22 protein-coding genes and 1 pseudogene are annotated in these 18,518 nt (G+C 72.1%); 15 read left to right on the forward strand and 8 right to left on the reverse strand.

What is annotated here, in order from left to right:
- Nucleotides 1–95: pseudogene (locus tag ACWD5D_RS19610) on the forward strand (transglycosylase SLT domain-containing protein); the annotation flags it as partial.
- Nucleotides 96–221: 126 nt separating this feature from the next.
- Nucleotides 222–488, forward strand: coding sequence for a GNAT family N-acetyltransferase (locus ACWD5D_RS19615; RefSeq protein ID WP_451373973.1), 267 nt, complete (start codon nucleotides 222–224; stop codon nucleotides 486–488).
- Nucleotides 489–534: 46 nt separating this feature from the next.
- On the opposite strand, the gene ACWD5D_RS19620 is transcribed toward ACWD5D_RS19615, so the two are convergent.
- The gene (locus tag ACWD5D_RS19620) at nucleotides 535–1,518 is read right to left on the reverse strand and encodes a phosphotransferase family protein (RefSeq protein WP_451373974.1); all 984 of its coding nucleotides are present in this window, start codon (nucleotides 1,516–1,518) and stop codon (nucleotides 535–537) included.
- Nucleotides 1,519–1,660: 142 nt separating this feature from the next.
- Here ACWD5D_RS19620 and ACWD5D_RS19625 point away from each other — a divergent pair, with 142 nt between their 5' ends.
- A complete protein-coding gene (locus tag ACWD5D_RS19625; RefSeq protein WP_451373975.1) occupies nucleotides 1,661–1,918 on the forward strand; it encodes a hypothetical protein in 258 nt (85 codons plus the stop codon).
- Here ACWD5D_RS19625 and ACWD5D_RS19630 read toward each other — a convergent pair.
- Together ACWD5D_RS19630 and ACWD5D_RS19635 are read right to left on the reverse strand one after the other, a co-directional pair.
- Nucleotides 1,896–3,041 (reverse strand): RNA polymerase sigma factor, encoded by a 1,146-nt coding sequence (locus tag ACWD5D_RS19630; protein WP_451374164.1) that lies wholly within the window; start codon nucleotides 3,039–3,041, stop codon nucleotides 1,896–1,898. The genes ACWD5D_RS19625 and ACWD5D_RS19630 overlap by 23 nt on opposite strands.
- 8 nt (nucleotides 3,042–3,049) lie before the next feature.
- Nucleotides 3,050–3,457, reverse strand: coding sequence for a YciI family protein (locus tag ACWD5D_RS19635; protein WP_451373976.1), 408 nt, complete (start codon nucleotides 3,455–3,457; stop codon nucleotides 3,050–3,052).
- A 538-nt stretch (nucleotides 3,458–3,995) separates the two neighbouring features.
- Between ACWD5D_RS19635 and ACWD5D_RS19640 the strand changes: the two genes are divergently transcribed.
- From ACWD5D_RS19640 to ACWD5D_RS19650, 3 genes are all read left to right on the forward strand, one after another.
- A complete protein-coding gene (locus ACWD5D_RS19640) occupies nucleotides 3,996–5,378 on the forward strand; it encodes a rhodanese-like domain-containing protein (RefSeq protein WP_451373977.1) in 1,383 nt (460 codons plus the stop codon).
- A 69-nt stretch (nucleotides 5,379–5,447) separates the two neighbouring features.
- A complete protein-coding gene (locus ACWD5D_RS19645; RefSeq protein WP_451373978.1) occupies nucleotides 5,448–5,909 on the forward strand; it encodes a rhodanese-like domain-containing protein in 462 nt (153 codons plus the stop codon).
- Nucleotides 5,906–6,652, forward strand: a complete 747-nt coding sequence (locus tag ACWD5D_RS19650) for a sulfite exporter TauE/SafE family protein (protein ID WP_451373979.1) — start codon at nucleotides 5,906–5,908, stop codon at nucleotides 6,650–6,652. The genes ACWD5D_RS19645 and ACWD5D_RS19650 overlap by 4 nt, the downstream gene beginning before the upstream one ends.
- Before the next feature lie 66 nt (nucleotides 6,653–6,718).
- Here the strand turns inward: ACWD5D_RS19650 and ACWD5D_RS19655 are convergent, their stop codons facing one another.
- A complete protein-coding gene (locus ACWD5D_RS19655) occupies nucleotides 6,719–7,006 on the reverse strand; it encodes a metal-sensitive transcriptional regulator (RefSeq protein ID WP_451373980.1) in 288 nt (95 codons plus the stop codon).
- Nucleotides 7,007–7,087: 81 nt separating this feature from the next.
- On the opposite strand from ACWD5D_RS19655, the gene ACWD5D_RS19660 reads away from it, so the two are divergent.
- Complete coding sequence (locus ACWD5D_RS19660) at nucleotides 7,088–7,684, forward strand: rhodanese-like domain-containing protein (protein ID WP_451373981.1); 597 nt, start codon at nucleotides 7,088–7,090, stop codon at nucleotides 7,682–7,684.
- Nucleotides 7,685–7,736: 52 nt separating this feature from the next.
- On the opposite strand, the gene ACWD5D_RS19665 is transcribed toward ACWD5D_RS19660, so the two are convergent.
- Nucleotides 7,737–7,964 carry a hypothetical protein gene (locus ACWD5D_RS19665; protein WP_451373982.1) on the reverse strand — a complete coding sequence of 76 codons (228 nt, stop codon included), beginning with the start codon at nucleotides 7,962–7,964 and terminating at the stop codon, nucleotides 7,737–7,739.
- Between the two features lie 333 nt (nucleotides 7,965–8,297).
- Entirely contained in the window at nucleotides 8,298–9,209 is a 912-nt protein-coding gene (cynR, locus tag ACWD5D_RS19670; protein ID WP_451373983.1) for a transcriptional regulator CynR, read from the reverse strand.
- A gap of 124 nt (nucleotides 9,210–9,333) precedes the next feature.
- Here cynR and ACWD5D_RS19675 point away from each other — a divergent pair, with 124 nt between their 5' ends.
- The 6 genes from ACWD5D_RS19675 (at nucleotide 9,334) to ACWD5D_RS19700 (ending at nucleotide 13,757) form a co-directional block, all read left to right on the forward strand.
- Nucleotides 9,334–9,927 (forward strand): carbonic anhydrase, encoded by a 594-nt coding sequence (locus tag ACWD5D_RS19675; protein WP_451373984.1) that lies wholly within the window; start codon nucleotides 9,334–9,336, stop codon nucleotides 9,925–9,927.
- Nucleotides 9,928–10,083: 156 nt separating this feature from the next.
- Complete coding sequence (gene cynS, locus ACWD5D_RS19680; protein ID WP_451373985.1) at nucleotides 10,084–10,554, forward strand: cyanase; 471 nt, start codon at nucleotides 10,084–10,086, stop codon at nucleotides 10,552–10,554.
- Between the two features lie 86 nt (nucleotides 10,555–10,640).
- Nucleotides 10,641–11,141, forward strand: coding sequence for a nucleoside deaminase (locus tag ACWD5D_RS19685; protein WP_451373986.1), 501 nt, complete (start codon nucleotides 10,641–10,643; stop codon nucleotides 11,139–11,141).
- A 10-nt stretch (nucleotides 11,142–11,151) separates the two neighbouring features.
- Nucleotides 11,152–11,664, forward strand: coding sequence for a nucleoside deaminase (locus ACWD5D_RS19690; RefSeq protein ID WP_451373987.1), 513 nt, complete (start codon nucleotides 11,152–11,154; stop codon nucleotides 11,662–11,664).
- A 184-nt stretch (nucleotides 11,665–11,848) separates the two neighbouring features.
- Nucleotides 11,849–13,138, forward strand: a complete 1,290-nt coding sequence (locus tag ACWD5D_RS19695; protein WP_451374165.1) for a diacylglycerol/lipid kinase family protein — start codon at nucleotides 11,849–11,851, stop codon at nucleotides 13,136–13,138.
- 28 nt (nucleotides 13,139–13,166) lie between these two features.
- Complete coding sequence (locus tag ACWD5D_RS19700; RefSeq protein ID WP_451374166.1) at nucleotides 13,167–13,757, forward strand: phosphatase PAP2 family protein; 591 nt, start codon at nucleotides 13,167–13,169, stop codon at nucleotides 13,755–13,757.
- Nucleotides 13,758–13,962: 205 nt separating this feature from the next.
- Here the strand turns inward: ACWD5D_RS19700 and ACWD5D_RS19705 are convergent, their stop codons facing one another.
- On the reverse strand, nucleotides 13,963–15,294 hold the full coding sequence (locus tag ACWD5D_RS19705) for a D-arabinono-1,4-lactone oxidase (protein WP_451373988.1): 1,332 nt from the start codon (nucleotides 15,292–15,294) through the stop codon (nucleotides 13,963–13,965).
- A gap of 172 nt (nucleotides 15,295–15,466) precedes the next feature.
- Here ACWD5D_RS19705 and ACWD5D_RS19710 point away from each other — a divergent pair, with 172 nt between their 5' ends.
- Together ACWD5D_RS19710 and ACWD5D_RS19715 are read left to right on the forward strand one after the other, a co-directional pair.
- Entirely contained in the window at nucleotides 15,467–16,831 is a 1,365-nt protein-coding gene (locus ACWD5D_RS19710; protein WP_451373989.1) for an alanine racemase, read from the forward strand.
- 93 nt (nucleotides 16,832–16,924) lie between these two features.
- The gene (locus ACWD5D_RS19715) at nucleotides 16,925–17,521 is read left to right on the forward strand and encodes a TetR/AcrR family transcriptional regulator (RefSeq protein WP_451373990.1); all 597 of its coding nucleotides are present in this window, start codon (nucleotides 16,925–16,927) and stop codon (nucleotides 17,519–17,521) included.
- A gap of 55 nt (nucleotides 17,522–17,576) precedes the next feature.
- On the opposite strand, the gene ACWD5D_RS19720 is transcribed toward ACWD5D_RS19715, so the two are convergent.
- The gene (locus tag ACWD5D_RS19720; RefSeq protein WP_451373991.1) at nucleotides 17,577–18,476 is read right to left on the reverse strand and encodes an aminoglycoside phosphotransferase family protein; all 900 of its coding nucleotides are present in this window, start codon (nucleotides 18,474–18,476) and stop codon (nucleotides 17,577–17,579) included.
- Nucleotides 18,477–18,518: the final 42 nt, after the last annotated feature.

Consider the following 18,518-nt stretch of genomic DNA (forward strand, 5'->3'; position numbering starts at 1 on the left):
ACAGCATCACCGACCCCGTCGCCAACATCACCGCCGCCGCCAACTACGCCGCCCACCGCTACGGCTCCATCGACAACGTCAACTCCGCCTACTGACAGCTGTCTTTGATCGGCCGGGGCGCCGGCCGGCAAGGGTGCTGGCCCGGGTCGCCCCGACCTCCGGCAGCGCGCGTCCAGGACCGGACGGTGATGCTCTGCCGACGACGCTGCCGACCACGCCGCATGAGAAGCGCTCTGTGTTCCGGGCAGTCATTTTCGGATGCGGCCTGCCACTGCTCCGTGGTGGGATGCGCCGTCCTTCCCACCGCTCGCCGTCGGGGCCTGGCCGCAGCCGTCACAGCGGCCCTGGCGACCCACGCCCGCAGCCACGGGGTCCGGACCGTCTTTCTCGCCTACGCGGACGAGACCGTCGCCTGTCTCTACGCCCGCTTGGGCTTCCGCCCCGCCGGCGTCACCCTGCTGATCGCCAACCAGCCCGCACGGTCGTGACAGAGCTCTGCGACGCCGCTGAGACCGGGACGCCGACGGCGAGTCCTCAGCCGTACCGGTTGAAGAGCGCCTGGAGGTAATCCTCCAGACGACCGGTGAGAACGGCCGATGTCAGATCGTCCCTCCCCAGTTCCCGCCACGGCCCGGCGACCTTCTCCGCATCCGGTGCGAAGGCCAGCGCGTCCAGGACACGCCAGTACAGGTGGTCGGCCGGATCCTCTGCGAGCGTTCCCCCGGCGGCGACGTAGTGGTCCGCCAGTCCCATGCCGACACCCGCTCCATGCAGCAGGGCAAGCGCTGTGCTGCAGTGGGCCACGTCCAGGTCGGCCGGTCCCCAGGACGTCTCCACCCAGTCCACGACACCGGTGATCGCCAGGTCGGGCCCTTCTCCCTCGAAGAGCACGTTCCCGGGATGGAAGTCACGGTGCAGGAAACATGGCCGATACGGCGGGGGCGGGCGGCGAATGACCTCCACGGCCTGCTGCCACAGGTCCGGCTGGTTCGAGTGCTCTGGGAACCGCACCCGTTCGGGACCGGTCCACGCCTGATATGTGCGAGGCCGGGCCTCTTCGGGAACGACCAGTCCGTGAATCGTGGTCAACTGCCGTGCCAGCAGTTCGGTTCTCCGCTCCAGGTATGCCTCGTCCAGCCTGACGCCGCCCGGTAGCAACGACATCAGCAGCGACGGCCGGTCGCAGTGCTCGGCTGCCGCGTCGACGGCGTGGAGACGCGCGGCCGGCACGTCGGTGTCCGCGAGGAGATCGAGGACATCGGCCTCCCGCGTGAGCAGTCCCAGGGCGTGCTTCACGAAGAACGGCTTGACGAATGAACGCAGCACCAGGAAGTACGGCTCACCGTCCCCCTCGACATCGAGGCGGCGCATCTCGGAGGTCCAGCCGCCTCGCAGCCTGACCACGCCACGAACCCGGTGTCCGGGGCGGAGATTCCGTTCCACCCATCGACGGGTGCCGGACCAGTCCGCATCGTCGACTTCAGCCTCGACCACCGCCGCGCTCTCGTCCTTGGTCACGACGGCAGACTAGTGAAAGCCCGGGAACGGCCCCGGCGAACCGTCGATTTCGGGCCCGGGTGATGCGCCCGACATTTCCCCATGCTCGCGCTCCGGACCCGGCGTGGTGTAGAACCGGCTGCCCCGACGAGCTGGAGGGGCCATGAATCGTCTGCTCGGCTACGCGATGTTCTGGGCGGCGGTCATGGCCTCGATAACCTTCGGGTACGGAGAGTCCGGCGAGGATCGGCTGATGAGCGTGGTCGCCGCCCTCCCGGCATGGTGGTACATCGGCTTCCGCGTCATGCGGGAGGTCCGCGGCATCAAGGAAGACGGCAGACTGGCGCGTCTCCGCAGGGAGGAACGGAAGCACACGGACTCGGCACCTTGGGCGGGGGTCAGGGACGGTGGCGGGAGTTGAGGCGGGCGGCCTGGCGCGTGAGATGGTCGCGTTCGGCGAGGTTGGGGGCCTTGTGGGCCGCCTCGGCGTACAAGCGGGCCGCCGTCGCCAGGTCTCCGTCGCGTTCGTGGAGGTACGCCGCCACCGCGGTGTGGCGGGGAAGTGAGTCGTCCAGCGCCGCGAGCGCCGCCAGCCCGGCGCGTGGCCCGTCGGCCTCTCCGACGGCGACGGCGCGGTTCAGTCGGACGACGGGGCTGTCCGTCAGGCAGGTGAGTTCGTCGTACCACTCGACGATCTGCACCCAGTCGGTCTCCTCGGCGGTGGGCGCGTCGGCGTGGAGTGCCGCGACGGCGGCCTGGGCCTGGAACTCGCCCAGCCGGTCGCGGGCGAGGGCCGCCTGCAGGATGCCGACGCCCTCGGCGATCAATCGAGTGTCCCACTGGCCGCGGTCCTGCTCGGCGAGCGGTACCAGGCTGCCGTCGGGTGCGGTCCGGGCGGCGCGCCGGGCGTGGTGGAGCAGTATGAGGGCGAGCAGCCCCGCCACCTCGGGGTGGTCGACCTGGGCCGCGAGCTGCCGGGTGAGCCGGATGGCCTCGGCGGCGAGGTCGACGTCGCCGGAGTAGCCCTCGTTGAAGACCAGATAGAGGACGCGCAGCACGGTGGCGACGTCGCCGGGCTGGTCGAAGCGTACGCCGGAGACGGTGCGCTTGGCCCGGCTGATGCGCTGCGCCATGGTCGCCTCCGGCACCAGGTAGGCCTGGGCGATCTGGCGGGTGGTCAGGCCGCCGACGGCGCGCAGTGTGAGCGCGACCGCGGACGCCGGGGTCAGCGACGGGTGGGCGCACAGGAAGTAGAGCTGGAGGGTGTCGTCCGTCGCGGGCGCGGTCCCGGCTGCCGGTTCCTCGTCGACAAGGTCCTCGCGCCGGCGGCGGGCGGCGTTCGCCCGGGCCGCGTCGAGGAACTTGCGCCAGGCCACGGTGACCAGCCAGCCCTTCGGGTCCCGTGGCGGGTCGGCCGGCCAGGCGCGGACCGCCTCGATCAGCGCGTCCTGTACAGCGTCCTCGGCCGCCGCGAAGTCGGCTCCGCGGCGGACGAGGACGGCGAGCACCTGCGGTGTGAGGCTCCGGAGCAGGGCCTCGCTCATGGGAGTGGTCACTCCGTGATGGTGTGCATGGCGGTCAGGAACGGGCGTACCTCGAGCCACTCGTGGATCGGCTTTCCGCCGGCACCTGGGGCGGCCGAGAGTTCCCCGGCCAGCTCGACGGCGCGCTCGTAGCTGTCGACGTCGATCACCATCCAGCCGGCGATGAGGTCCTTGGTCTCGGCGAACGGCCCGTCGGTCACCGGCGGGCGCCCCTCACCGTCGTAGCGGACCCACGTTCCCTCGGGGGCGAGCGGCTGGCTGTCGACGAACTCGCCGGTCTTCTCGAGCCGGGCCGCGAAGTCGTTCATGTACTGCACGTGGGCCGAGATCTCCTCCGGCGTCCACTGGTCCATGGGCACGTCGTTGACCGCGGCCGGGGCGCCGCGGTAGTGCTTGAGAAGCAGGTACTTGGCCATCGTGTTTCTCCTTGGTGCTGTGCGACCCATTCTGGTCGCGTTCACACCGGGGACGGAGCCGGTCGAGGGTTCTCGACATCGCCGCCGGATTTTTTGGCTCGTTCGGATGCGGGAGCCGGGTCACCCGGCTGACCCGGGATGCTTTCCGAAGAAGACCGCCGGTACCGATCCGATGCGGACTCCGAGCCGAAGCCCTCGACGAACGACCTGTCCGACCGCCACGCCCGCCCGCGGACCGCATCGTGATGAGCCCCATGGCTCATATCGAACACAAGGTACGTCACACGCGGTGCGCGAACGGCGGTGGGGAGATCGGCGCATGCGCCTCACCTGGCAGGCCCCGGCGACCACTCTCGTTCGCCGGGCGGTGTCCGTTCGCTTCGGCACGCGCGGCGCGGGGCCGACGCCCCGGCTGTGAACAGGGTCTCGTGAGCCGTCCGACAGGATTCTCCCCGCCCTCGAAAATACCCCCGGGGGTAACCGTGCTACGGTCTGAAAATACCCCGGGGGGTACATCGACACTGGAAGGGAGTACCTCGTGTTCTTCGTCGACACGATCGAGGTGCCAGGACTCGGCAACCGCAGCTACCTGGCGGGCGGCGAACGGACGGCCGTGGCGGTGGACCCGCCGCGCGACATCGACCGGGTGATCACGGCAGCGGCACGACGCGGAGTGCGCATCTCCCACGTCGTCGAGACGCACCTCCACAACGACTACGTCACCGGAGGCCTGGAACTGGCCCGGGTCACGGGCGCCGCCTACCTGGTACCGGCCGGAGCCGGTGTGTCGTACGAGCGCACACCCGTGCACGACGGCGACAGCGCGGAGATCGACACCCGCGCCGGACTGACGCTGCGCGCGCTGGCGACGCCCGGCCACACCGCGCACCACACGTCGTACGTGCTGGAGGCGGACGGGACGGCGGTCGCGGTGTTCACCGGCGGCTCGCTGCTCGTCGGCACGGTCGGGCGTCCCGACCTGGTCGAGCCGCGCCTGACGGAACGGCTCGCCCGCGCTCAGCACGCCTCGGCGCACCGGCTGGCCGCCGAACTGCCGGACGATGCGGCGGTCCTGCCCACCCACGGCTTCGGCAGCTTCTGCTCGTCCAGGCAGGCGGACGGCGAGTCCACCACCATCGGCAAGGAGAAGGCGTCCAACGAGGCGCTCACGCGGGACGTCGACACCTTCGTCGCCGATCTGCTGGCCGGCCTGAGCGACGTTCCCGCCTACTACACACACATGGCTCCGGCCAACGCCGCAGGTCCCGCGCCGGTCGATCTGACGCCGCCGGCCGTCGCGGACGCCGCGGAGATAGCCAACCGGCTGGCCGCGGGCGAGTGGGTGGTCGACCTGCGCAATCGCGTGGCCTTCGCCGAGGGACACGTCGCGGGTTCGTTCAACTTCGAGGGCGACGGGCAGCTCGCCACCTATCTGGCCTGGCTGATCCCGTGGGGGAAGCCGGTGACCCTCCTCGCCGAGTCCGCCGAGCAGCTCGCCGCCGCGCAGCGCGAGCTGGTCCGGGTGGGCATCGACCGCCCGGCCGCCGCGGCCACCGGGGCGCCGGAGCGCTGGGTACGGGACGGCGAAGCCCTCGCCTCCTTCCCCCGCGCCACCTTCGCCGGCCTCCCGAAGAACCCCGCGGACGGCGGCGCGGTGAAGGACGGAGTCGTCGTGCTGGATGTCCGCCGGGCCGCCGAACGCTCCGCCGGCTTCATCGAGGGCTCGGTGCACATCCCCCTCCACGCCCTGCACGGACGCCTCCACGAGGTTCCCGTGGGGCAGGTCTGGGTGCACTGCGCCGGCGGTATGCGCGCCGGCATCGCGGCCTCCCTGCTGGACGCGGCGGGCCGCGACGTCGTCGCCGTCGACGACTCCTTCACCGGCGCCGAACAGGCCGGACTCGCGATCCGCACGCCCTGACCCCGGCGGCGGCCCACAGGTACGGGCAGACGAGAAGCACGAGCAGACAGACCAGGAGCCAGAACGACGATGAGCCTCTTTCGACGCGACCGAGGCCCGGGGCGGGTGACCGTGCAGGAGGCCGCTGCCCGCACCGGCCACGCGCCCACCGACGCGGGCAGCGCAGACGCGGGCAGCGCAGACGCGCGCAACGGGGACAAGGTCAGAAGGAACGCGGGCAGAAGGGACGCGGGCAGCGCAGACGCGGTACTGCTCGACGTCCGCGAACCCCACGAGTGGCAGGCCGGGCACGCCCCCGGGGCCGTACACCTGTCTCTCGCGGCGCTCGCCGCCGGTGCCGGGCTGCCCGTCGGGGCGCGGACACGGCCGGTTGTCGTGATCTGCCGTTCGGGCAACCGCTCGCGGCAGGCCGCCGAACTGCTGCAGGCACGCGGTGTGGAGGCCGTCGACGTGATCGGCGGCATGCGGGACTGGGCGAGTGCGGGACTGCCGGTGGTGGACGCCCACGGCGGGAACGGGATCGTCGCGTGAGCGCTGTGGTCCTCGCCCTGGTCGCCGGTGCCGTCATCGGCCTGGCGCTCGGCGCGCTCGGGGGAGGCGGCAGTGTCCTGGCCGTCCCCGCGCTGATCTACCTGCTCGGTTTCACCCCGATCGCGGCCACCACGGCCAGTCTGGTCATCGTCTCCGTCACCTCGGCCACCGCGCTGTCCGCTCACGCACGCGACGGTCACGTCCGCTGGCGTACGGGGCTGCTGTTCGCGGCGGCGGGGATCGGTCCGGCGATGCTGGGCGGAGCGCTCTCCGCGCACCTGCCGGCAGCGGCGCTGACCTCGTCCTTCGCCCTGGTCGCGGCTGCTGCCGCGCTCCGTATGCTGCGGCCTCGTCCGCCGGCGGAGGGCGCGGTCGCGGTGCGGCCGGGCGGGGCGGCGGCCGCCGGTGCCGGGCTGGGCGCGGTCACCGGTGTCCTCGGTGTCGGCGGAGGCTTCCTCGCCGTCCCCGCGCTGGTCGGCGTCCTCGGCATGCGGATGCGGCAGGCGGTGGGCACCAGCCTGCTCGTGATCACGATCAACTCGCTGGCCGCACTGGCCCTGCGCGCCGGTACGGCAGAAGGACTGGACTGGGCCGTCATCGGCCCGTTCGCCGGGGCCGCGATCCTTGGCGCGCGGGACGGCAAGCGCCTGTCGGCGAAGCTGTCCGGGCACACCCTCCAGCGGGTCTTCGCACTCGTCCTGCTGGCGGTGGCCGGGTTCATGCTGGTGGATGCGGTGGCGTAATGCGCAAGGAGCCACTCGGCGCTCGGGCAGCCGTCACACGAGCGAACGCTCGCCTTCGGCAGTCCGTCACGCGAGCGACAGGAAGAGCTTCTCCAGTCGGGCGCGCATCGCCTCCGTGTCGTCGCCGTTCTTCCGGCCGGACTCGATGTCGGCGACACACTGCTGCAGACCGGTGGCGATGATCGCGAAACCGGCACGGTCCAACGCTCGTGAAGCGGCGGCCAGTTGCGTGACGACGTCCTCGCAGTCCCGCCCCTCCTCGATCATCCGGATCACACCGGAGATCTGGCCCTGTGCGCGCCGCAGCCGGTTCAGCACGGACTTCAGGGCCGCACCCTCAAGCTCCAGTTCCACGATCACTCCTCAAAAAATACCCCTAGGGGTACTCTACGTCCTGCTTCGGGACAGCGCCGACCAAAAAGGATCACATCTGTCATGACCGACCCCCTCGCCCCCCTCACCCCCGTTGCGCTCGGCACCGCGCAGGCCCACGCACGGCTGCACGAGTTCGTCGTGATCGACGTCCGCACCCCTGGCGAGCACGCCTCCGGCCACCTGCCCGAAGCCCTCAACATCCCGCTGGACCAGATACGCCGGGCGCTCCCGGAGATCCGCGAAGCGGCCAGGCGCGGCAGCGTCCTCCTGGTTTGCGCCTCCGGCGCTCGTTCGGAAAGCGCCGGCGCGCTACTCGCCGAAGAGGGGGTCCAGGCAGCCACCCTCGCCGGTGGTACGAACGCCTGGGCCGCCGACGGACACGAGCTGCGGCAGCCCGCGGCGTGCGACACGCGCGCCGGCTGGAGCATGGAACGGCAGGTCCGCTTCACCGCAGGCACCGTGGTGCTCCTGGGGCTGCTGCTCGGCCTGCTCGTGCATCCGGCCTTCCAGCTGCTGTCCGCCGGCATCGCGGGCGGCCTCGTGTTCTCCGCCCTCACCAACACCTGCGGCATGGCGGTCATCCTCGGGAAGCTGCCCCACAACCGTCCTCGCGCGGCGGACCTCGACGCCACACTCGCCGCTCTGCGCGCCCGCTGAGCCGACCCGGGCCCCGCGAACGCGGCGCGGGGTCCGGCCAGGGCAAGTCCAACTACCTTGCCCGGCCGTCACGTTGGGGCTCGGCGCTGTGATCGCTCGAACCGGCCTGCTCGAGAAGCAGGCGGGCCAGGCTCCGCGCCTCGTCGGCGGTGAGCGCCGCCCAGGCGCCCGGCACGCCGCCCTGGTCCGCCCCGACGTCCAAGGCGATCCGGCCGACAGGCCGGTCGGGAGAACCGAGCCGCAGGCCCCGCACCTCGATCCTGCGTCCGCAGGTGGTCACGAGGTGGCCCTCTTCAGTCGGCCGAAGCCCGCCATTTCCTGCCATCGCCATGGGTTTCACGCTCCTCCGCGCGCACTGTCACCACCCACCCGACAGAACGGATGATGTATCGGCAAGAGCACTTCGAGGGCGGTGTTTGTTCCCGTTCACAGCTCTCTCGGTGCGACCGTTCAGGCCGTCCCGCCGGGACGCAGGGCCGCCGTGGGCGCGCACGGCGCTCATGCGATGTCCGAGGCGGGGTCATCGGGCCGGCCGGGGAATGGGGTCACCCGGCAATGGGGTCGTGCGGCCCGCGGCCACCCGGCTCACACCTCACGCCTCACACCTCACGCCTCACGGACGTGCGTCGGTGTAGCCGCGGGCCCGGACGAGGTCGCGGGTGAGACGGGTGAACGCACGGGCGGCGGCACTCTGGTAGCTGCTCTCGCGCCGCAGCAGGGTGACGGTGCGTGCGGGCAGGGCGGGGTCGAGGGGGACGGGCTGCAGATGGGGGTGGTCGTGGGTGACGGCGTCGGGAAGCACCGTGGAGATCGGGGTGCGCCGCACGATCTCGACGAGGGCCTGGACGGAGTTGGCCTCCACGGCGATCGGAGGCTGCACCCGGTGGGCTGCGAAATGGGCGTCGATGTGATTGCGTGTGGCGAAGTCACCGTTGAGCAGGGCGAGTTGATGATTCGTCACGTCCCGGACCGGTAGGGGCGCGGCCGGCCCGTCCTGGGGGTCGAGGGTGCCGGTGACCAGGCTCAGAGACTCGGTGAACAGGGTCGTCGCGGAGATGCCGGGCAGGTGGGAACCGGCGAAGGCGATGCCGAGATCGAGGTCGTCGGCGAGCAGGGCCGACTCGATGTGGTCCTGGGTCATCTCCTTCATGTCCAGGGTGATGCCCGGGTGCCGGCGGTACAGCTCGGCGACCAGGGGGCCCACCAGGTACGCGGTGAACGTCGGCGTCACGGCGAGCCGCAGGTGGCCGCGGCTCAGATCCTGGACGTCCTGGACGGCTCGCTCGGCGGCCGCCAGGTCCCGCAGGGCACGGCGCGCATGGTGCGCGTACGTCTCGCCCGCGTCGGTGAGCCGCACACCGCGGCCGGTGCGGTCCAGCAGGGGCACTCCCACGGTCCGCTCCAGTTGCCTGACCTGCTGGGAGAGGGTGGGCTGGGAGATGCGCAGGTCTTCGGCGGCGCGCGTGAAGCTGCCGTGATCGGCCACCGCCAGCAGATAGCGCAGATGACGTAGTTCCAGAGCCATGGGAACAAGTATAGATATGACCAATGCGATGCATGGGCATTGCGTCTTGGACTCTATAGACCCTGGTCATGCATGGTGGATTCATCAAGCCCGGACAGCCTGAATCCACCGAGAGGAGTGACGCATGCGCAACCTCACCGAAGGCATCGTGCGTTTCCAGCAGGAAGTCCACCCCGCCAAGGCGGATCTGTTCGCTCACCTCGCCGAGAACCACACGCCGCACACGCTCTTCATCGGCTGCTCCGACGCCCGCGTGGTGCCCGAGCTGATCACGGCCAGTGAGCCGGGCGAGCTGTTCGTCATCCGCACCGCGGGCAACATCGTCCCGGCCTACGCGCCGGGCTCCGACGGTGTCGCGGCGAGCATCGAGTACGCCGTCGCCGTCCTCGGAGTGACCGACATCGTGCTGTGCGGGCACTCGGGCTGCGGCGCCATGACGGCGCTGGCCGAGTCCCAGGACCTGAGCGGTGTGCCGACGGTCGCCAAGTGGCTGCGGCACGCGGACGCCGCCCGCGCCCGCACCGCCGCTCGCGGAGACGTCATGGCTCTGGTACGCCAGAACGTGATGGCCCAGCTGGCGAACCTGGCCACCCACCCCTCGGTCGCCGGCGCCCTGGCCGAAGGCACCCTCGCCCTGCACGGCTGGGTGTACGACATCGCCTCCGGCGGCGTCGAGGCCCTCGGCGCCCACGCGAAGGCGACCATGACCGCGGCCTGACCGCCGGTCCCACCCCTCGTCCCGGCCCTGCGCACCGCAGCCGCAACCGCAACCGCAACGCAGTGGACCGGGTACTCCCCCCTTTTGACCCCTCTTCGACCCCTCTTCGACCCCTCTTCGACCCCTCAAAGTTTCACCCCTGAAAGGAAACCCCCCATGCCGCACGCCCAGTTCGACCCCACCGCCCGTGAAGCCCTCGCCATCGCCGCGGTCGAGGCCAAGACCCGCAAGGACCTCTCCTGGCAGCAGATCGCCGACGCGTCCGGCCTGTCGGTGGCCTTCACCACCGCCGCCGTGCTCGGTCAGCACGCCCTGCCCGAGGCGGCCGCGCAGGCCGTCGGCGAGCTGCTCGGCCTGGACGCCGACGCGGTGATGCTGCTCCAGACGATCCCGACCCGCGGTTCGATCCCCGGCGGCATCCCGACCGACCCGACCATCTACCGCTTCTACGAGATGCTCCAGGTCTACGGCACCACGCTCAAGGCCCTGGTGCACGAGCAGTTCGGTGACGGCATCATCTCCGCGATCAACTTCAAGCTCGACGTGAAGAAGGTCGCCGACCCCGAGGGCGGCGAGCGCGCGGTGATCACCCTGGACGGCAAGTACCTGCCCACCAAGCCCTTCTGATCTCCCCCCGTCGAACCCGTTCCGGGGCGGTCCGGCCCGCCCGGCCGCCCCGGGCTTCTTCCTCCCCCCACCGAAGGACACCCCTGATGGACTTCGCACAGCGCACCGTCGACCTCGCCCGCCGCAACGTCGCCGAGGGCGGCCGCCCGTTCGCGACCGTCATCGTCAAGGACGGCGAGATCCTCGCCGAGAGCCCCAACCGGGTCGCCCAGACCAACGACCCCACCGCGCACGCCGAGATCCTCGCCATCCGCGAGGCGTGCACCAAGCTGGGCACCGAGCACCTCGTCGGCGCCACCATCTACGTGCTCGCCCACCCGTGCCCGATGTGCCTGGGCTCGCTGTACTACTGCTCGCCGGACGAGGTCGTCTTCCTCACCACCCGGGACGCGTACGAGCCGCACTACGTGGACGACCGCAAGTACTTCGAACTGGACACCTTCTACGGTGAGTTCGCCAAGAACTGGGACGAGCGCCGACTGCCGATGCGCCACGAGCCCAGTGACGCCGCGGTCGAGGTCTACCAGCTCTGGCAGGAAAAGAACGGCGGCCGGCGCCGTGTCGCCGACGCCCCCACCGCGGCCTGAGGGAGCAGCCATGGCCCCCATCGAACCGACCCCTGCCGAGCTGCGGCACCTCGAGCGCGCCGTGGAGCTGGCGGCCGAGGCGCTTCGGGCCGGGGACGAGCCGTTCGGCTCTGTCCTGGTCGACGCCGACGGCCAGGTCCTGGCGGAGGACCGCAACCGGGTGAGGACGCTCGACGACAACACCCGGCACCCCGAGTTCGAGCTGGTCCGCTGGGCCACGGCCCACCTCACCCCACAGCAGCGGGCGCAGACCACGGTCTACACCTCCGGGGAGCACTGCCCCATGTGTGCGGCCGCCCATGGCTGGGCCGGCCTCGGGCGCATCGTCTACGTGCACTCGGCCGCCCAGTTGTCCCACTGGCTGACCGAGCTGGACGTACCGCCGTCCCCGGTGCACTGCCTGCCGATCCAGGACGTGGTGCCCGGCCTTCCGGTGCAGGGGCCCGTCCCGGCCCTGGCCTCCCGCATGCACGACATGCACGTCGGCTTTCACACCGGCCGGCCCGACGGCACCGCTCCCTGACGCGGGGCCCGGGACTCACCCGTACAGCCCGGCCGGGGCGCTCCCCGCTCGGCGAGTGCGCAGGCTGGTACGACGGACCGGCGTGAGAGCATGAGCCCGACGTGGGGAGGACGACATCGACAGGACGCGAACGGCGCACTCCCGCAGGGACTCGATCACGCGGCTTCTCGCGCGCTGCGCCGTGCTGGCGGCGGTCGGCGCCGTGCTCGTGCTGCTGCTCGCTCTGGGTGAGGACGGGCTGCTGATCATCGGGGCCGGGCTTCTCGGGCTGGTCGTCTGCGCGGTCGGCGTCTGGTGGTTCCTGGCGCACCGCGGGGCGCTGCGGCTGCTGGGGGCGCTCGTCGTCGTCGCGGTGCCCATCGCCATCGTGGTCCTCTTCGTGCACCGGTGGTTGTGGCTGACTGCACTGGTCTCGAGCCTGTGCTGGGGCCTCGCGCTGGCCTGCGCCCGGGCGGCGCTGCGCAGATCGCGTCCGCGGCGGCCCATGCGGGCGACCGCCGTACCACGGCCCGACCGGCCGGTCCTCATCATGAATCCGAGGTCCGGCGGCGGGAAGGTCGGCCGCTTCGGGCTCGTCGAGCGGGCGGAGGAGCTCGGCGCGCGGGTGATCCTGCTCGGTCCCTCCGTCCGGACCGACGTCACCGTGCTGGCCCGGCAGGCCGTGGCCGAGGGCGCCGACCTGCTCGGCGTGGCCGGCGGCGACGGCACGCAGGCGCTCGTCGCGGCGGTCGCCGCCGAGCACGACCTGCCGTTCCTCGTGGTCTCCGCGGGCACCCGCAACCACTTCGCCATGGACCTGGGCCTCGACCGGTCCGACCCCGCCCGCTGCCTCGACGCGCTGACCGACGGCGAGGAACTCAGGGTCGATCTCGGCGACGTATCGGGCCGGGCCTTCGTCAACACCGTGTCGTTCGGGGTGTACGCGGACGTCGTCCAGCACCCCGAGTACCGCGACGACAAGGCGGGCACGGCACTGAACCTGATGCCGGACCTGCTGGTCGGCGAGGGGGTGCGGCGGCTGGACGCGCGGGCCGACGGCACGGCGCTCTCGTCCCAGCAGGCGCTGCTGGTCAGCAACAACCCGTACGCCGCCCCCGACGAGTTCGGCAGCGGTGCCCGCCGGCCCCGGCTCGACGACGGAGAACTGGGCGTGCTGGGGATCCGGGTGGAGGGCGCGGCCCAGGCCGCGGAACTGGCCGTGCTGGGCTCCCAGTCCACCGGGCTGACCGTCATGACCGCGCACCGGGTCGAGGTGACCTCCGACGAGGACGAGATCCCCGTGGCGGTGGACGGCGAAGCGCTGCGGATGGCCACGCCGGTCGTGTGCTCGTTGCGGCCGGGCGCGCTGCGGGTCCTGGTGCCGCGCGACCGTCCGGGCGTCGTGGTTCCCGCGCCGCCCGTGAACTGGCGGCAGCTCGCCGCTCTCGCGTTCGGTCGCCCCGAGCGGACACCCGAAGGAGTTTCCCGTGCCTGACCGGAACACCGCCCCGCCCACCGCACCGGTGCACGGGAGCGTGGCCTCGGCGCGGTCGACCGTTGCCGCCGTGCTCAGCGACCTCCGTGCGATCGACGGGGCCCTGTACGCGGCCGTGGCCGCCACCCCCACGCCCACGCTGGACCGCGCGCTGCGGCGGCTGTCGCACGCGGCCGACCACTCGAAGATCTCGCTGACCGTCGCGGCGGGCCTCGCCCTCAAGCCCGGCCGCCCCCGGCGCGCCGCGCTGGCCGGAGTCGGCGCGGTCGCGCTGGCCTCGGCGGCGGCGAACCTGTTCGGCAAGCGGATGGTCCGCCGCCCGCGGCCCGACCGCGAGACGGCCCGGGTGGTCGTGGACCGGCACGTGCCCATGCCGAAGTCGGCTTCCTTCCCGTCCGGGCACACGGCATCGGCCACCGCGTTCGCCACCGCCGTCGGTGTCGTCCTGCCCCCGGCGGCCGTCCCGCTGGCGGCGCTGGCCGTCGCCGTCGGCTACTCCCGCGTCCACACGGGCGTGCACTACCCCGGCGACGTCGCGGCCGGAGCGGTCCTCGGCTTCGCCGCCGCGGCGGTGTCCCTGGCGGTCGTGCACGCCCCGCCGGGCCCCTTCGGAATCTGAGCGATCCGCCCGGGGAGCAGGCAAACGGCAACAGCCGGACGTCGGCCGTCGACCTTCGGCACGGGGAAAACCTGTTGGCCGACGACCGCCGCACTACGACGATGCGCCCCGGTCGTCGTTGTCGCGGGCCAAGAGGTCGCGGTCGCGGATCCGGCGGGCGGGCGCGGTCGCGGTCCCGCGCAGATCTCGGGATGCGGCGGTTCGGTCACGCGGTCGTCCGGGACGGCGCCTCGGGCGCCGGACCGAGGACGCGGTCGAGATACGGGTTGGCGAACACCCCGGTCGGGTCGTGCGCGTCGCGCAGCGCCACGAAGTCGTCGAACCGATCGTAGCGGGGGCGGAGTCGACCGGCGTCGAGGTCGTGCATCTTGCCCCAGTGCGGCCGGCCCCCGTAGCCGCCGAGGATGTCCTGGCAGGCACGGAAGTACCGCTGATGGGGCATGCGGTGGTACTGGTGGAAGGCGATGTAGCAGGTGGCGCGGCCCTGCGCGGTGGAGAGCCAGATGTCGTCCCCGGCGGCGAAGCGGACCTCCAGCGGGAACGACACCCGCTCGTCGTGCTCGTCGACCCAGCGCTTGAGCTCGCGCAGCGCGTCGACCGCGTGCTCCCTGGGGATCGCGAACTCGCCCTCGTGGAAGCGGACATCGCGGACCGAGGCGAACACCTTGTACGAGTGGTCGGTCCATTCGCGGGAGGACATGGCCCGCGCCGCGAACCGGGCGATGGGCGGCACCAGCTTCGGAAAGCGGGTGCCGATCCGGTTGAGTCCCTCGAAGCCGAGGCCGCTGACCGTCTCGTCCAGGCGACGGGCGAACGTGCCGATCGGCTTGAGCGGCGCATCGCCGGGCAGCCGGGTGAAGCGCCGGGTGAGGGCGGTGGTGCTGTGCGGGAACCAGAAGAACTCGAAGTGGTCGTCGGTGTCGGCGAACTCCTGCGCGCGCTCCAGCGTTTCGGCTACGGGCATGGCGGTGTCGCGGGCGTGCAGGGCGAACAGCGGAACGCAACTCAAGGTCACCCGGGTGATGACGCCGAGGGCGCCGAGGCCGACCCGGGCCGCCGCGAACAGTTCCGGGCGCTCGGTGGGCGAACAGGTGGCCACCGAACCGTCGGCGAGAACCAGTTCCAGGGCGCGGACCTGGGTCGCGATACCGCCGAAGCGGGTGCCGGAGCCGTGCGTGCCGGTCGAGATGGCGCCGGAGACGGTCTGCCGGTCGATGTCGCCCATGTTCTCCAGGGCGAGGCCGTGCGCGGCGAGCAGCGGGTTGAGCTTCCACAGCTCCATGCCCGCCTCGACGGTCACCAGACCCGTCTTCGCGTCGATGGAGGACACTCCGTCCAGCTGGTCCAGTCGCAACTGCACGTCGGGGGCGACGGCGGCGCCGCTGAAGGAGTGCCCGGAGCCCACGGGCTTGACCCGCAGCCCGTCCCGTACGGCGTCCTTCACCGCGGCGGCCACGTCCTCGGTGCTTCCCGGGCGGAGGATGCGACGGGGCCGCGCCTCCTCGTTGCCCGCCCAGTTGCGCCACACGCTGCTCATGCCAGGAGTCCTCTCGACCGGATCGGCGGGCGCCGGCGCCCGTCCCGGCGGCGGCTTGCCGGAAGCCTGAACTTGGTCAACCGTCCAAGTCAAGCGTCCGGAAGTCTTGACTTGGACAGTTGACCAAGAGACTGTGACTGCCCCGCACCGGTCCACGGAAAGGCCGCCAGCCATGGGAAGCGCCGCCTCGGACGAGAGCACCCTGACTGCTCCGCACCACCCCGCGCGTCCGACGTCACCGGCCGGCTTCGCCGACCTGGAGAAGGCGACGGCCGGACTCCAACCGCCGTTCGCCGTGGTCGACCTGGGCGCCCTGCGGGCCAACGCCGCACAGATGGTCCGGCGCGCGGGCGGCAAGCCGATCCGCCTCGCCAGCAAGTCGCTGCGCTGCCGCGCACTGATCGGCGACGTCCTGCGGCTGCCCGGCTTCTCGGGGGTTCTCGCCTTCACCGTGCCGGAGGCGCTGTGGCTGGCGGAGGACGGGGCGCTGGACGGGAAGGGGCGGCTCGGAGGGGATGCCGAACGTGCGGTGCACGGGGACGGGCGCCCCGAAGGGCACGCCGATGCTGCGGCAGGCGGCGCTCGGGACACCGCCGACCCGAGCATCCTGGTCGGCTACCCCACCGCCGACGTACCGGCCCTCCGCCGCCTCGCCTCCGACGAGCGCGCCGCCTCGCGGATCACGCTGATGGTGGACTCCGTCGAACAGCTCGACCTCATCACCGAGGCCATCGGTCCCTCCGGCCCGCCCGTCCGGATCTGCCTGGACCTCGACGCGTCGCTGCGCCTTCTCGGCGGCCGCCTCCACCTCGGCATGCGCCGCTCGCCGCTGCACGCGCCCGAGCAGGCCGCGGAGTTGGCCCGCGCCGTCCAGGCCCGGCCGCGGCTCCGCCTCGTCGGCGTCATGTCGTACGAGGGACAGATCGCCGGCGTCGGCGACAACCAGCCCGGTCCGCGCCTGACGCGGGCGGCGGTACGGCTCTTCCAGCAGCTGTCTGCCCGTGAGCTGCGCGCCCGCCGAGCCGCCGCGATCCGCGCGGTGCGCGCTGTGGCGCCGCTGGAGTTCGTCAACGGGGGCGGCACCGGCAGCCTGGAGCAGACCTCCGCCGAGCCCGCCGTCACCGAACTCGGGGCCGGATCCGGCATCTACGCGCCGGTCCTGTTCGACCACTATCGCGGATTCCGCCCGCTGCCCGCCGCGTACTTCGCCCTCTCCGTCGTCCGCCGGCCCGCGCCCCGCCACGTCACCGTGCTGGGCGGCGGCTGGATCGCCTCCGGCGCCCCGGGCACGGACCGGCTGCCGCTCCCCGTCGCGCCGGCCGGCCTGCGTCTGCTGTCCGCCGAGGGCGCCGGCGAGGTCCAGACCCCGCTGCTCGGAGCGGCCGCCGACGGCCTGCGGCTGGGTGACCGGGTGTGGTTCCGGCACGCCAAGGCGGGCGAGCTGTGCGAGCGGGTCGACCAGCTGCATCTGGTCGAGGGAGACAGGATCGTGGACGTCGTCCCCACGTACCGGGGCGAGCGGCACGCCTTCCTGTGACGGCCCGGCCGGGCACGAACCGCACTGGGATACGTTGACCCGAGCCGGGCGTGCCCGAACCCTGTCCATCCTCACTCTCCGAGGGAGCGCATCATGCCCCGCCTGTCAGCCGACGAGCGCCGTGAGCAGCTGGTCGAGGCGGCCATCCGGGTCATGATCCGCGACGGTGTCGCCAAGACGACGACCCGCGCCGTCGTCACGGAGGCGGCCGTCCCGCTGGGGGTGTTCCACTACTGCTTCCGCTCGAAGGAAGAGCTGCTGCAGAGCGTGATCGAACGGATCATGGAACGCGCCCTCACCCCGGTCATCGCCCGGCCCGACGGCGCCGACGCGTACGCCGTCATCCACGCCACCCTGCACGCCTACTGGGACCGGGTACGCGAACGCCCCGCCGAGCACCTGGTCACGTACGAGCTCACGCAGTACGCGCTCCGCCAGCCGGGCCTCGCCGATCTGGCCCGCAAGCAGTACCGCCACTACCTGGCGATCAACAGCGCCTACCTGGAGTCCCTCGCCGGCACCCTCGACATCCACTGGACGCTGGACCTCCCCGTCCTCGCCCGCTATGGCCTGAGCGTCCTGGACGGCCTCACCCTCAACTGGCTCGTCGACCGCGACGACACCGGGGCGACCGCGGCCCTGGACGAGTTCGCCCGCTATCTCACCTCACTGGCCCGCCCCAACCGCTGACCGCGGCGGTGCGGACTCCCGACGTTCCCCCCTCCCGGCACGCCGTGTGCACGCCTCAGCCTTCGTCCAGAACGGCCCGGATCACATGGCGGGCGTTGTGTGCCATCGCGGGGTTCGTCGTCCGGTAGTACGGCAGCGCGACCAGGGCCTGTGAGAGGGTCCGGCCCCGGCCGCGGATCCAGGTCGCCTCGTCCACGGCGAGCGCCTCGCGGAAGACGACTCTCGCCTCGGCCGGCAGCAGGTTCCAGGCCGGGAACAGATCGCATGCCGGGTCGCCCACCCCCGCGCACCCGAAGTCGATCACCGAGGACAGCCTGCCGCCGTCGACCAGCAGGTTGCCCGGCATCAGATCGGCGTGCAGCCACACCGGCGGGCCGTCCCAGCCGGGAGCCCGCAGCGCCTCCTCCCACACCGCGGTCGCGGCGTCGCAGTCGACGTCTTCCTGAGGGATTCCCCTCAACTCCTCAATCGCCGCGCGGGTATCCGCGTCGAGCGCGGCGACCGGCCCGCCGCGGTGTGCCTGCGGCGCGGCCGGCAGCGTGACACTCCGCATCGCCACCACGAAGGCGGCCAGATCCTCGGCCAGCAGCGCCGGCTCGCTGAGCGCTCCGGCTTCGGGAAGCTCCCCCGGCAGCCATCGGTACACCGACCACGGCCACGGATACGCCTGGTCCGGTTTCCCGGCCCCGAGCACCTCGGGGATGCGCGTCGGCAGGTGGGGCGCGAGGCGTGGGAGCCACTCCTGCTCCATCGACACGTCCTCGGCTCCGCCTCGTACCAGCGGCAGCCTGACGACCATGTCGTCACCCAGCCGGTACATGGCGTTGACCGTGCCACCGGACGGCCACCGTTCCACCGCCAGCCCCGCCCATCGGGGGAACTGACCGGCGATCAACCGTCGTACGAGGCCTTCGTCGATGGGACGCATCTCGGGATGCATCTGCCCGCTGCTCATGCGCGGCATCCGACCACCGGGCGCCGACGGACGTCAAACGCC

The sequence above is a fragment of the Streptomyces sp. NPDC002520 genome, assembly GCF_053595235.1.

Bases quoted from the DNA above. Each gene is read 5' to 3' on its own strand.
- ACWD5D_RS19615 (WP_451373973.1), top strand. From the start codon at position 222: ATGAGAAGCGCTCTGTGTTCCGGGCAGTCATTTTCGGATGCGGCCTGC.
- ACWD5D_RS19625 (WP_451373975.1), top strand. From the start codon at position 1,661: ATGAATCGTCTGCTCGGCTACGCGATGTTCTGGGCGGCGGTCATGGCC.
- ACWD5D_RS19630 (WP_451374164.1), bottom strand. From the start codon at position 3,041: ATGAGCGAGGCCCTGCTCCGGAGCCTCACACCGCAGGTGCTCGCCGTC.
- ACWD5D_RS19635 (WP_451373976.1), bottom strand. From the start codon at position 3,457: ATGGCCAAGTACCTGCTTCTCAAGCACTACCGCGGCGCCCCGGCCGCG.
- ACWD5D_RS19645 (WP_451373978.1), top strand. From the start codon at position 5,448: ATGAGCCTCTTTCGACGCGACCGAGGCCCGGGGCGGGTGACCGTGCAG.
- ACWD5D_RS19660 (WP_451373981.1), top strand. From the start codon at position 7,088: ATGACCGACCCCCTCGCCCCCCTCACCCCCGTTGCGCTCGGCACCGCG.
- cynR (WP_451373983.1), bottom strand. From the start codon at position 9,209: ATGGCTCTGGAACTACGTCATCTGCGCTATCTGCTGGCGGTGGCCGAT.
- ACWD5D_RS19675 (WP_451373984.1), top strand. From the start codon at position 9,334: ATGCGCAACCTCACCGAAGGCATCGTGCGTTTCCAGCAGGAAGTCCAC.
- cynS (WP_451373985.1), top strand. From the start codon at position 10,084: ATGCCGCACGCCCAGTTCGACCCCACCGCCCGTGAAGCCCTCGCCATC.
- ACWD5D_RS19685 (WP_451373986.1), top strand. From the start codon at position 10,641: ATGGACTTCGCACAGCGCACCGTCGACCTCGCCCGCCGCAACGTCGCC.
- ACWD5D_RS19690 (WP_451373987.1), top strand. From the start codon at position 11,152: ATGGCCCCCATCGAACCGACCCCTGCCGAGCTGCGGCACCTCGAGCGC.
- ACWD5D_RS19705 (WP_451373988.1), bottom strand. From the start codon at position 15,294: ATGAGCAGCGTGTGGCGCAACTGGGCGGGCAACGAGGAGGCGCGGCCC.
- ACWD5D_RS19710 (WP_451373989.1), top strand. From the start codon at position 15,467: ATGGGAAGCGCCGCCTCGGACGAGAGCACCCTGACTGCTCCGCACCAC.
- ACWD5D_RS19715 (WP_451373990.1), top strand. From the start codon at position 16,925: ATGCCCCGCCTGTCAGCCGACGAGCGCCGTGAGCAGCTGGTCGAGGCG.
- ACWD5D_RS19720 (WP_451373991.1), bottom strand. From the start codon at position 18,476: ATGAGCAGCGGGCAGATGCATCCCGAGATGCGTCCCATCGACGAAGGC.